11 protein-coding genes and 2 pseudogenes are annotated in these 12,220 nt (G+C 43.8%); 2 read left to right on the top strand and 11 right to left on the bottom strand.

From position 1 onward, the window contains the following. Window positions 1–97: 97 nt before the first annotated feature. Window positions 98–358, bottom strand: a complete 261-nt coding sequence (locus tag AB4154_RS09650) for a DUF5062 family protein (RefSeq protein WP_372122826.1) — start codon at window positions 356–358, stop codon at window positions 98–100. Window positions 359–806: 448 nt separating this feature from the next. Here AB4154_RS09650 and AB4154_RS09645 point away from each other — a divergent pair, with 448 nt between their 5' ends. After that, complete coding sequence (locus AB4154_RS09645; protein ID WP_029235681.1) at window positions 807–1,022, top strand: hypothetical protein; 216 nt, start codon at window positions 807–809, stop codon at window positions 1,020–1,022. Between the two features lie 162 nt (window positions 1,023–1,184). Here the strand turns inward: AB4154_RS09645 and AB4154_RS09640 are convergent, their stop codons facing one another. Beyond that, window positions 1,185–1,841 (bottom strand): Qnr family pentapeptide repeat protein, encoded by a 657-nt coding sequence (locus AB4154_RS09640; RefSeq protein WP_372122824.1) that lies wholly within the window; start codon window positions 1,839–1,841, stop codon window positions 1,185–1,187. 320 nt (window positions 1,842–2,161) lie between these two features. On the opposite strand from AB4154_RS09640, the gene AB4154_RS09635 reads away from it, so the two are divergent. Continuing rightward, on the top strand, window positions 2,162–2,752 hold the full coding sequence (locus AB4154_RS09635; protein WP_372122822.1) for a TetR/AcrR family transcriptional regulator: 591 nt from the start codon (window positions 2,162–2,164) through the stop codon (window positions 2,750–2,752). Window positions 2,753–2,850: 98 nt separating this feature from the next. On the opposite strand, the gene AB4154_RS09630 is transcribed toward AB4154_RS09635, so the two are convergent. The 9 genes and pseudogenes from AB4154_RS09630 to AB4154_RS09590 form a co-directional block, all read right to left on the bottom strand. Then, window positions 2,851–4,098: an anaerobic sulfatase maturase gene (locus AB4154_RS09630; protein ID WP_372122820.1), complete on the bottom strand. Its 1,248-nt coding sequence runs from the start codon at window positions 4,096–4,098 to the stop codon at window positions 2,851–2,853. 118 nt (window positions 4,099–4,216) lie between these two features. Next, window positions 4,217–5,962 (bottom strand): arylsulfatase, encoded by a 1,746-nt coding sequence (locus AB4154_RS09625; RefSeq protein ID WP_372122819.1) that lies wholly within the window; start codon window positions 5,960–5,962, stop codon window positions 4,217–4,219. A gap of 93 nt (window positions 5,963–6,055) precedes the next feature. Further along, window positions 6,056–6,124, bottom strand: a pseudogene (locus AB4154_RS09620) (sel1 repeat family protein); the annotation flags it as partial. Further along, window positions 6,114–6,455 (bottom strand): annotated as a pseudogene (locus AB4154_RS09615) (hypothetical protein); the annotation flags it as partial. The pseudogenes AB4154_RS09615 and AB4154_RS09620, both read right to left, overlap by 11 nt. Before the next feature lie 72 nt (window positions 6,456–6,527). Beyond that, a complete protein-coding gene (locus tag AB4154_RS09610) occupies window positions 6,528–7,943 on the bottom strand; it encodes a coniferyl aldehyde dehydrogenase (protein WP_372122817.1) in 1,416 nt (471 codons plus the stop codon). A gap of 275 nt (window positions 7,944–8,218) precedes the next feature. Continuing rightward, entirely contained in the window at window positions 8,219–8,701 is a 483-nt protein-coding gene (locus AB4154_RS09605; RefSeq protein WP_017061075.1) for a MarR family winged helix-turn-helix transcriptional regulator, read from the bottom strand. A 362-nt stretch (window positions 8,702–9,063) separates the two neighbouring features. Continuing rightward, window positions 9,064–10,275, bottom strand: a complete 1,212-nt coding sequence (choV, locus tag AB4154_RS09600) for a choline ABC transporter ATP-binding protein (RefSeq protein ID WP_102428886.1) — start codon at window positions 10,273–10,275, stop codon at window positions 9,064–9,066. Between the two features lie 2 nt (window positions 10,276–10,277). Continuing rightward, window positions 10,278–11,120, bottom strand: a complete 843-nt coding sequence (gene choW / locus AB4154_RS09595) for a choline ABC transporter permease subunit (RefSeq protein ID WP_102333552.1) — start codon at window positions 11,118–11,120, stop codon at window positions 10,278–10,280. A 107-nt stretch (window positions 11,121–11,227) separates the two neighbouring features. Further along, the gene (locus AB4154_RS09590; protein ID WP_017070132.1) at window positions 11,228–12,199 is read right to left on the bottom strand and encodes a choline ABC transporter substrate-binding protein; all 972 of its coding nucleotides are present in this window, start codon (window positions 12,197–12,199) and stop codon (window positions 11,228–11,230) included. Window positions 12,200–12,220: the final 21 nt, after the last annotated feature.

Below are 12,220 nucleotides of genomic sequence, written 5' to 3'. Positions count from 1 at the left end.
GCTAATCCGCGATGAACCTATTTTTACTGCTCCATAAAGCAAAAAACCCAGCGAAAAATCGCTAGGTTTCAAATATAAAAAATGAGGTAATACAAGTTTACTTCAGCGGGTCATTGTCCGGCAGTGCCTTATGAAGCCAGAGTGCTAAACGCTTCTTGATGTTCGCGCCATCAAGCTTATCGTCCGGTAACGGTGTGATCTGATTGACTTCAACAAGGAACAAGTACACCGCTTTAACCTTTATCGGTTGGGATGAATTTGACAAATCAAAACCTTGTAGCTTAGCCATCTTAAAACCGACTTCAACTGCTTTTTTTACCAGCTTATCTTCATTAATGATCTTCGCGGTTTTCGACATATCATCTCCATCATCTTTATCGAATGAATATTGAGTATATCAAACCGAAAAATTCACAAGATTACTTCGCTCTCAATTTGAGGAGTCACTTTGATAAATAACATAAAACGAATAACAGGCTCTAGGATGACTCTAATTCGCTTGATAGTTACGCCACCAATACCTGTACGCAAACGGTCTCTTAACAGAACACTCAATAAATGAGATCTTAAGTCAAAAAACAAAAATTCGAATAATATTTGACTTAGCATTCCAAAGAATACGGAATATTATGATGTTCATTTTGAAAGTTAAAATTCAATAAAAGATCAATAAACTGCTGTTATTTAACTGGTTTAATACTAATTCGACTTAGATCATATTTACAACCAATTGTAACCAATTGTTATTTACAAAATACTCACTAAGAAAATAGAATAAAACCACTAATTTTATACTGGTGTTGAAAATGCGTTACCTCTGGGCTTCATTCTGTCATAAAAATCCAATTCCGGGTCGAATTGTTCATATCCTTGTTATGTTGATAGCGCTAGCTTCTATCACCATTCCATTGATTTCAAAAGACGCCACAACCATCTTAACTTCACTGTGTGCTGCTCTAGTCTGTTTCGTCGTTTTTGTCTTCTTTGCGCTCGCCGACAAAATGCGCTCAGGCATGCATTAATCAACCAATCAGTTCTCTATCACCAAGCATTCTCTTTTTAAAAATTCATTATAAAATGCTGGTTACCAAATACGGAAAAGCCCAAAGTTATTAGCTTTGGGCTTTTCTTCTATAGCGAATTCTTACATATTCCAAATAGCCTGTAGTTAGAAATTACAGCTATCAATCAGGCATCACCACAATACCCATGCTTTCAAGCAGTTGTTCTTGTTGCCACGCGACAATTTTGATTCCTGTTGTATCTACTTTGCGAGGATCTAACCCTTCTAATTCAGCATGGCATAAATTCGCCCCTTGCATACTAAATTGCCCCCATACATCTTCCGAGAACACGCCTCGGCTAAGATCGGACTCTTTTAGTGACGCTCCGCCAAGGTAAGTACCTATCCAGCGGTTTTCAAATAACTCACACTTCTCTAAACAAGCTTGCTCCAAGTTGGCGTATGACAGGTTACAGCCCGTAATATACGCGGAGCAAAAATACATTCTATTGCTTACCTGGTTGGCAAAGTTAGCACGAGTAAAGTTCGCCCCTTTCAGGTCACAATCACGTAACTCAATACCGTAGCAATTCGCGTTGCTAAAATTCGCCATCGCCAACTGGCAATTCTGGAAGCTTGCGTCTCGTAAGTCGGCAATATCAAAGTGGCATCCCTCAATATCGCCTTGTTCGATAAACTTACAGTTAATAAACGTTGCATCACGTAAGTTCGAACGTCTGAAATCACAACGGATAAACGTGCAGGCTGTAAATGTAAGCTCTGATAAGTCTTGCTGAGCAAAACTGTGGTGATGATAAGTGCTGTTATTGGTGTCCATTTAGCCCCCTAAAGAAATTAAGCTAAGACTACCATTGCGATCTTAAGAAAACACCAAATTAAAAACCAACAAAAACAGTAACTTAAAACACCCTGATTTAGCCATTTTAAGGCACTAAACAAGCCCTTTAAGGTTGTTATTTTCGATTTATAGGATGTGCTTATCTTGAAAAAAGTTTTGTCGCTTAGAAGTGCCAATAAGAGAAAATGTTACTTTGACGGAACGAATCAATTATTGACCGCGTCCTAACGCGCTAGACTGGACGGTTGGTATGTTGCTCGTTACACTATTCCTCATTCTCAGCATAAAGAGTAAGAACAATGAAAGACATGCGACAAGCTATGCTCGATGCAGGGTTTAGCCTTATTAATGAACACGGGTTTGCTGGTGTTGGCCTGATGAAAATCATCAACCAAGCGGAAGGCACGAAGGGTTCTTTTTACCATTACTTCAAATCCAAAGAACACTTTGGTGAAATCCTTCTTACTAACTACTTTGATGAGCATCTCGCTAAGCTAGATGACTTTCTCAGTGATGAGTCGCTTTCTCGTCGTGATCGCGTTAAAGCCTATTTCGAATTTTGGTGCGCGTCGAAGTTGACTGAAGACTTCAATATTCAGTGCCTTGTGGTAAAACTAGCCGGAGAGGTAGCAGGAACAGCTAATTCGTTACAATCAACCATGGCAGAGGGTTCAGAAAAGATAATCCTACGTATGGCTAAGCTATTCGAAGAAGGCAATGAAGCGGGTGATTTCAATATCGTAGATCCTGAATCACTATCTCGCACGCTTTATGGCTTATGGCTTGGCTCAACGCTCATGGCCGCTATGCAGCGCAACCGTTCGATTCTAAACAATGCCATGGATGAAACCATTCTTGCCATGAGCCCAGTACAAGAATCGACTGACTAGATACCCGTTACCAAATACCAAATACCAAGAGGCTCGCACAATTTAGCGAGCCTTCTATCTAACTTAAATCTTGATTGAATCCATTCACGCTTACTCCGTTACCCCAGACGAGACGGGATATTATTGGCTTTGAATAAGTCCTTAATAACAGGGTCGATATGCTTGAAGAAGCTCAGCCAACCTTCACAGAGATAATTTAACCCCGCCTCACCATCTCGGCTTGTGATGATACGGTTTTTGGGGCATTCGCCATGACATGCAAATTTAAACTCACAGGCTTGGCATTGTTTCGGCAGAGACTTCTGTTTGGCGAACCCAAAACTCTGCTGCTTTGGCGAAAAGGCTAAAGTTGAAAGTGCTTGTTCCTGAATATTACCTAACTGAAATTCAGGAAATACATAATGGTCACATGAGTACACATCGCTATTGGGCTCAACCGCTAACCCTTTGCCGCAGATCTCACTCAGCGTGCACATGGTGCTTTCTCTGCCCATCCTTACACCGACAAAATTTTCAAAGTACGGCACTAACACTCGACCAAAATCGTGTTCAAACCACTCATCAAAAACGGTAGTGAGGAATTGTCCCCATTGCGCAGAGCCGACACTCCACGGTTCAACCTCGCCTGATACGGGAATGATCGCTTGTTGGTTGCTCAACCATTTATTGTTGGTGTGAGCTTCGCGCTTATCGACGACAGGAATAAACTGCAATTGCTTCGAACCCACTTCATCGCGTAGAAAGCGATAGACCTCTAATGGATACTTACCTGTCACATCATTCACGCAGCTTAGAGTCGCGAACTCGACGTTATGTTGTTTCAAGTAGCGAATGCCACGCATTGTTTGAGAAAAAGTGCCTTTGCCTGCACGGTTAGTTCGGTAGTGATTATGTAGGTGCTCTGGTCCATCAATACTCACGCCAATGATAAAGTTATTTTTCTTAAAGAACTCACACCACGCATCATTCAGTAACGAGCCGTTGGTTTGAAGGTCATTGCTAATCTTGCTGTAGCTAGGACAATATTTTTTCTGCAGCTCGACGACCTTTTGAAAGTACTCAACCCCCAACAAGGTAGGCTCTCCACCGTGCCAAGAAAAGATGATTTCAGGCGTATTCTGCCCTTCTATATATTGCTTGATATAACGCTCTAACAGAACTTCATCCATCGTATATTGAGAGCCTTTTGGGTATTCAAGCAGCTGTTGTTTTTCTAAATAATAACAGTAGGTGCAACTGATATTACACACCGCCCCAATCGGTTTTGCTAACGCCTGAAGTTTGCTGTGTGCTTTGCCATTGAACTGCGGAACTGAACTCAAGTTTGATAGCGATAATGTCGTCATGAAGAGTGCCTCGATGTAAAAGTTATTGTATTAGCTAAAACAATTCGTAATTCCTTTACACGGTGTTCATCGGCCAACCAAGCTTGATGGCATTAGGTTGGCCGAGTGGTTTTTTCCTCTATTTCACGTTTTCAAACGGGTTCCACGCTTCGTCAACCGGGACGATATTTTGCGCTTTTTCGTATTCTTGATATTCAGCGACCATTTCAAGGAACAGATCTGGCATTTCATTTCTCAAGTCATGTTGCTCAGCTGGATCTTTCTTGGTGTTGTATAAGTGCCACTCACTGTCACCGCCCATTCCCGTAGAAATTCGGATGATCTTATGATCACCTTTAAGCAGAATTCCGCTACCAAACAATTCAAATGGAATCGCATTGTTGGCACTGTGCACGTCTGCCGTTTCCCCTTTGAAGTAAGGCAACAAGCTCACACCACTCATCGGCGCCACTTCTCGACCTTGATATTCGGTTCCTGGATGATCGACCTCTGCAATCTCAAGAATCGTGGCTGCAATGTCTTTCACTTGTGATAAGTCGTCTGTTTGAGTTCCCGGTTGCAACGCATCTTCACCTTCTAAAAGCGCTTTGGCTGGCTTAACGATAAACGGCACACGGATGCCGCCCTCTGCTGTGTAAGCTTTGTACCAAGATAGGCCGCCGGTTGAAGCGCTTGCCCACTCAGGACCAAGTGACACACTGGAGTTCGCCTTACCTAAGTTTTCGGTCGAATTATCGAAATGATGAGCGGTCCACGTTCGGATCAGGTCACTGATGTTTTCACCGGTAATATCCGCCGCTTCTGGGCCGTTATCCGCTAGATACATGATGTAGGTATTATCGTATTCCCCGATTTCTTTCAGATAATCGACTATCTGACCGACTTGTTGGTCCTGCATCTCCATCATGCCCATTGCGACAGCCATTTTCTTGCCGTACCACTTTTGTTCTTTCTCAGAAAGCGAGTCCCAAGGGCGGCTTAATGCATTACGATCTGAAATATCGGCGTCTTTTGGAATCACACCCATCTCTTTCATGCGTTGGAAACGATCTTCTCGAACCGAGTCCCAACCATGTTCAACGTAGTAATCGACTTTATCTTGATAGGCAGACTCAGGCGCTTGCAGTGGCAGGTGAATACCGGTGAATGGGACGTAAGCGAAGAAAGGCTTGCCGTCGTCTTTTTTGCTGTCGATCATCTTGATGATCTCGTTGGTGTAAACTTGGTCTGAGTACTCGCCTTTGTATTTATCCTCAACCACTTCACCGTTGCGGTAAGTTGGCTCAACTTCAACACCGGGAATATCGCCTTTTTGCAGCGCATCCGCTGTCGCAGCGTTTTTGGCTCGGAACATCATATCTCGGTTAAAGTGATTCGAACCGCCCGCTAAAATACCATAACTCTCACCAAAACCTCGATCATCAGGTAGGAAGCCATCCTCGTGCCCCAAATGCCATTTACCAGAGAGGTAAGTGTTATAGCCGCTCTCTTCAAGCAACGTGGCGACCGTAACACCTTTCTTGGTGAGGTAACCTTCATAACCCTGCTTACCAATAGCGCCCGGATAGACGGCATAATCAAAGGTGCCTAGCCCAACCTCGTGACTGTTTGCTCCGGTTAGCATCATAGAGCGCGTTACCGATGAGGTTGGTGACGCGTGAAAGTTAGTAAACTTAACCCCCTCTTCAGCCAGCGCCATTAGGTTTGGGGTATCCGCTTCTGAGCCATAAGGCTGTGTATCGGCAAAGCCCACATCATCGCCAACAATAACAACAATATTCGGTTTTTCTGATTCAGCCGCAAGAGCAGCACTGCTTGCCGCCGCCATTGCAGTGAAGACTAAAGATTTCTTGAATGTCTGCATAAGACGTTCTCCAATTTCTGTGATTAACTTGTTTCAGTAATTAACTTTTCTGCGAGTAACTTTTTCTGTGAGTAACCTGAGTTAAGATTTGAATTAATGCGCGGCTTGCGACATCCAATGTAATAAGTCGAGCGCGGGGTCATACTCTTGAGCTCCAGCCATAGAACCACTCATAATCGTTGATACACACGTTGTATAAGAAGATGCCAACAAACATCGACTTCTCAAATGCGCTGTAAATCATGGTTGAGGTACGCAGCGATTTGTACTTCGCCGAGAACATCAACAACACACCAATACAGCCAACCACCACACCCCAGTGTTGATAAGTACCGAGCAAATACTCTTTGTTTTCCATCATGGTATCGTTGTACGAGAACAGCGTCTGCATACTCCAATCTGGCGCTAGGAAAGTGGAAAATGCCGTCGCTGTTAAGAAACCTGTAATCATCAAATACGATTTGATCGTACGTTCAAAAAAACGTTCCAACATAAAAGTAACCTCTTAAAATAATTTCGTGAAAATAACTTTTTGAAAAATAAACAGTGTCATACCAACAGTGATTTACTGGCCAAGCATGCCCATCACTGCTGTTTTTAATTCGTTGTCTTCTTTTGAAAACAGATGCTTAACTCGATGATCTAAACCCGTTTCCAAGACTGTTTTGGCGTGGGAGAAAGTAAGGAAACCTTCTTTTCCGTGATAGTTGCCCTGGCCTGATTCGCCAATGCCACCAAACGGCGCGTCATCAACCGCTAAATGGAAAACACAGTCATTAATACACATGCCACCGGAGTGAACTTGGTGCTTAACCTGAGCCTGTAAACTCAAATCAAAGCTCATCAGGTAGAGTGCTAACGGCCTTGGTTTGCTATTGATGACTTGGAACGCCTCTTCGACATTGCGATACGTAATCAAAGGTAATAATGGGCCGAAAATTTCTTCGTTCATCACCTTGGATGACAGGCTTGGTTCAACGATCAAATGTGTCACCAACCGATGAGTATCTAGGTCCATCGCTTCATCATGGCAAGCAACGATTCGTGTCCCTGCTTCCTGCTCTTCATTCAATAAACCAGCAATACGATCACATTGGCGAGGGTTAATGAGCGAGGTTAAACTCTCAGAGTAGATCCCTTCATCAAACAGCTGTTGGTATTGTTTTTTGTACTCCAGAATGAAGGCTTCGAGCTTATCTTCAGGGAGTAGCACGTAATCTGGAGCGACACACACTTGGCCGTTGTTTAGGCTTTTACCATAAATGATTCGCTCTACCGCAATATCCATCGGCATGTCTTCTGCAACGATAACCGGCGACTTTCCACCCAGCTCTAGCGTGACTGGGGTTAGCGTATCAGCCGCTGACTTCATCACTTGGCGACCCACTTGGGTTGACCCTGTAAACAGAAGATGATCAAACGGCAACGCCGAAAATGCGGCTGCGATTTCTACCTCACCTTCAACCAAGCACACCTCATCGGCATGGAAAACTTCCGCCAATAGCGCTGTTAATACTTGGTTCGTCGCTGGGGTAAATTCGCTCATCTTGATCATGGCGCGATTGCCTGCAGCCAGAGCCGAAATAAGCGGGCCGACGGATAACATGATCGGGAAATTCCACGGAGCAATAATCCCGACGACGCCTTTGGGTTGATAAACCACTTCAACACGAGAGGTTGAAAGCAATGGGCCGGAATGACGAATTGAAGATGTCGACCAATGAGGCAAACATTCAATGCTGTGATCAATATTTCCGATACAAGGCAATATGTCAGCCATCAAAGTGTCTTGTCGGCTACGGTGACCATAGTCCTCACTCACGGCTACACACAAACGATCTGTGTAATCGATTAGCGCAGATTTAAGTGCGAGCAGATGCTCAATTCTCTCCGATATCGCTGGCATCGGTTTCTGTGCAAAAGCTCCCTGCATGCTGTTCAACGTCATGGTCATTTGTGTTGGCGTCAATTCGTGTTTCATACATCACCTCGTGGTTAAGATGAGCACACAACAATACGCAACAGACCGGTCGGTCTAGTGTTTTATTGTCAGAGAATCGTCAATGGAGTTTTGATGACAATCCAATGAGGCGGCTACAAACGGGGCAAAAAGTCAGGGGAATTTAAAATAAGAAGGCGTAACTAACACGCAGGGCAAATAGAGATTTTAAATGGCAGGATCAAAAATGGCCGCTTAGTGCGACCATTTGACAATTATTTAAGTTGTTGTTCTAAATAAACAATTTATAAATAAGGTTAGCTCTTGGCTACGTTTGCAATGCCTTCAAGTTGAAGTACTGGAGCGGCGTCGATGTCTTCTGCGTTCATCATTGATGATACTCGCTGCATTGAAGAAAGCAGTAAGCTTTGCTCCCACGGCTCTAGGTTTTGGAATTTTTTAACGAAGTTATCTTGCAGCGGTGGTGGCGCATTGTTTAGCAACTCTTGACCTTTTTCAGTCAGGTTTGCGTGTACTTTGCGGCGATCTGACGAGCTGCGAACACGTTGTACATAGCCGTTCAGTTCCAAGCGATCGATGATCGTGGTTGTGGTGGCTTGGCTTACATTGGTGTGATTAGACAATTCTTTGATCGTCACATTACCCATTTCTTGGATTGCTCTCATTAAGATTAATTGAGGGCCAGTCAAACCATACTCTTTACTCAGCTTCTTCGAGTGTAAATCGATAGCGCGAATAATTTGGCGAATAGCGACCAGGATTTCGTCATGTTTGTCCAAGATGCAGACCTTTGTACTAATATACTGTGAATGGTTTTACAGCGTCGAAGCGATGAAATGTCTCGAGTGATTACGTCACGCGCGCTCGAATTACACTGTAAATTGATAAATTACTTCATTGATTTTTCCGCATTGTACTGATGTTCATACTATTCTCAATCTTTTCTACACCACTAAACTTGCGTGGTACGGCACTTTTGCTTAATGAAGGGGAAATGAAAGCTTCAATGAAGACAAAAATAATGAACCAGAGAATACAAACTCAAAGAATAATATATTTTAATAATCATAGAGGTAAAGAGACTTAACCCTCTCCACCTAATAAAAAACCAGCCCTAATCGCCAAGCTGGAAAACGAAATTTTACGCGGCTGTATTCATCTGAAAATTACCCGTTAGTGCGTTGTAAAACTCGCTGTTATCCAGAATACCGACCAGTTGATTGTCTTCCACCAGCAAAATCGGGTGGTTACTGATCTGCTTGAGCTTAATCGCATCACGCATGCCAATTTCCGGGCTTGCCACAACTACACTCGACTCGCTGATTGCAGTTAAGTCGTCAGATTCACTCCACTCGACAAGCGCCAAAGCAGATTCACCTTTCACCGATAAAGCACCTTCACTCTGTTCAATCCAGAGATCTTTAGAATCGCAGATCTTCCAGCTTTCATTCTCTTGCGTTAGTGAATCAAGAGGCTGCATCAAAGAGCGACCTTTAAGCACATTCAATGGATTGGTATGAGCAACGAAGTCTTTTACGTATTCTGTTTTTGGCGTCAATACGATCTCTTCAGGCTTACCGTGTTGAATCAGCTTTCCTGACTCCATGATCGCGATGTTGTTACCAATCTTCAGTGCTTCATCTAGGTCGTGACTCACGAACAAAATCGTTTTGTTGAGTTTGCTTTGCAGTGTGATCAGTTCATCTTGCAACTGAGCACGAATCAGTGGATCAAGCGCCGAAAACGGTTCATCCATCAACAGAATGTCGGTGTCCATTGCAAACGCGCGCGCCAAACCAACACGTTGCTGCATGCCGCCAGAAAGCTCATGTGGAAATTTGGTTTCCCATTCCGCCAGGCCGACCATTTCTAATTGCTCACGCGCTTTTGCACGACGAACATCTTTCGCTACACCCTGCATTTCAAGACCAAACGCTACGTTGTCTAATACATTAAGCCATGGCATCAAAGCAAACTTTTGGAAAACCATGGATACACGGTGAGTACGAAGATGACGCAGAGTCGCTTCATCACACTGTGCTAAATCGACTTGTTGGTCACCGTCTTTGATTGTCAGTGAACCACGGCTGATCTCGTTCAAGCCGTTAACTGCGCGAAGCAAAGATGATTTACCAGAACCAGACAAACCCATCAATACACAGATCTCGCCTTCTTCAACGGTCAGCGACACATTATCTACGCCAACCACTTGGCCAGTCTCATCAATGATCTCTTGGCGAGTTTTACCTTGGTCGAGTAGCTCAAGCGCTTGTTTCGATTTATTACCAAACACAACATCGAGATTCTTAATGGTAATCGCGTCCATTGTCTTTTTTCCCTGAGAGTTAGACATGATTAAGCTTCCTTCTGGTTTGGTGTTTTGCACAAGCGATCAAGAATGATAGCGACTAATACAATCGCCAACCCGGCTTCAAAACCTTGTGAGATGTTCACTGTGTTCAATGCACGAACAACAGGTTTACCAAGTCCGTCAGCTCCGACAAGGGCGGCGATAACCACCATCGAAAGCGACAACATAATACATTGAGTTACACCCGCCATGATGCTTGGTAGAGCCGCCGGTAATTCGACCTTCATCAGCAATTTCATGCGGCTTGCACCAAACGCTTTACCCGCTTCAATCAACTCTTCAGGCACTTTGGTTACACCTAAGTAGGTCAAACGAATTGGCGCGGCAATGGCAAATATGATGGTCGAGATTAAGCCAGGAACGATGCCCAAGCCGAATAAAACCAAAGTCGGAATCAGATACACAAACGTTGGAACCGTCTGCATTAAATCAAGAATGGGTCTAAGCACCGTATACAACCAAGGGCGATGCGCGGCCATAATGCCAACTGGTACGCCAATTAATACGGAAATCGTTGTCGCTGCAAACACGAGGACAAAGGTTTCCAGCATTTCTTGCCAGTAGCCAAGGTTTAAAATAGTCAGCAAAGCTGCAACCACGAAAATCACAAGCGAGGGTTTACGGTGTAAATACCATGCAATCGCCGCGGTCATCACGATTGGTAAAGCCGGTGGCATCCACTTAAATACATCGACTAAAAACATAATGACGGTTTCTAGAAAAATCGAAATAGCGTCAAAGAGTCCTGCTGCATTGATTGTTAGCCAATCAACACCCGCTTCCATCCATTGACCAACAGGGATTTTGTTTTCCGTAATAAAATTCACAATATTGCCTTTTATTATGGGTGGGCTACTTCAAACCAATAGACAATTGGCAAGCCCACCTTTTTTATTTATAGAGCTTTGATAAATAGAACGATAGGTAGGTAAAACTAAGCTTTAACTTGTTTTAGGTATTCAGTAACCGCTTGAGTCGCTGATTCACCTTTATGCGTTTTTACGTTGTCTAACCAAGCTTCAACTTGTTGAGGGTTATTGTTCAACCATTGTTGAGCCGCTTTTTCTGGCTTCACTTTTTGGTTAAGAATCTCTTCCATCAACTGGTTTTCCATCTCTAGTGTGAACTCTAGGTTTTGCAGAAGTTGACCGACGTTTGCACATTCAGACAGGTAGTTTGAACGAACATTGGTGTAAACATTCGCGCCGCCGTAGTTAGGGCCGAAGAAGTCGTCACCACCTGATAGGTATTCCATCTCAACATTGCTGTTCATTGGGTGCGGCGCCCAACCTAGATAAACGATCCACTGGCTACGACGAGCAGCGCGAGATACTTGCGACACCATGCCCGCTTCGCTTGATTCCACTAGGCTGAAATCTTTCAAGCCAAACGCGTCTGAATCAATCATTGATTGTATTAGGCGGTTACCGTCGTTACCCGGCTCGATGCCATAGATGCGGTCTTTAAATTTGTCGGCATGTTTTGCTAGGTCGGCGAAGCTTTTTACACCTGAGTCGTACACGTATTTTGGTACGGCTAGCGTGTATTTTGCGCCTTCAAGGTTGGCACGAACGGTTTCAACCGTGCCCTCTTCACGGTACTTAGCAATATCGCCTTCCATGGTTGGCATCCAGTTGCCTAGGAATACGTCAATATCGCCGTTCGCCATTGAAGAGTATGTCACCGGTACTGAAAGTAGGTCGGTTTTGGTTTTGTAACCAAGGCCTTTTAATAGTTCAGAAGTAACGGCGGTTGTTGCGGTAATGTCAGTCCAGCCTACATCAGCGAAGCGGACGTTTTCACATTGCTGTGGTTCAATAGAAGCGTTAGCACCAAATGCAAATGAACTGATGGCTAATGTTGCTAATACCTTTTTTGTAGCGGTTTGTTTATGTTGAGTCGTCATAATGATTCCTTTTTATCTTTC

Origin of the sequence: Vibrio sp. 10N.286.51.B11, assembly GCF_041469245.1 — a bacterium.
Lineage (GTDB): Bacteria > Pseudomonadota > Gammaproteobacteria > Enterobacterales > Vibrionaceae > Vibrio > Vibrio crassostreae_C.
This window is presented reverse-complemented; position numbering and strand designations above follow the sequence as displayed.

Coding starts and splice junctions, on each gene's coding strand:
- AB4154_RS09590 (WP_017070132.1), bottom strand. CDS start 12,199: ATGACGACTCAACATAAACAAACCGCTACAAAAAAGGTATTAGCAACA.
- AB4154_RS09630 (WP_372122820.1), bottom strand. CDS start 4,098: ATGACGACATTATCGCTATCAAACTTGAGTTCAGTTCCGCAGTTCAAT.
- choV (WP_102428886.1), bottom strand. CDS start 10,275: ATGTCTAACTCTCAGGGAAAAAAGACAATGGACGCGATTACCATTAAG.
- AB4154_RS09625 (WP_372122819.1), bottom strand. CDS start 5,962: ATGCAGACATTCAAGAAATCTTTAGTCTTCACTGCAATGGCGGCGGCA.
- AB4154_RS09650 (WP_372122826.1), bottom strand. CDS start 358: ATGTCGAAAACCGCGAAGATCATTAATGAAGATAAGCTGGTAAAAAAA.
- AB4154_RS09645 (WP_029235681.1), top strand. CDS start 807: ATGCGTTACCTCTGGGCTTCATTCTGTCATAAAAATCCAATTCCGGGT.
- AB4154_RS09610 (WP_372122817.1), bottom strand. CDS start 7,943: ATGAAACACGAATTGACGCCAACACAAATGACCATGACGTTGAACAGC.
- AB4154_RS09635 (WP_372122822.1), top strand. CDS start 2,162: ATGAAAGACATGCGACAAGCTATGCTCGATGCAGGGTTTAGCCTTATT.
- AB4154_RS09640 (WP_372122824.1), bottom strand. CDS start 1,841: ATGGACACCAATAACAGCACTTATCATCACCACAGTTTTGCTCAGCAA.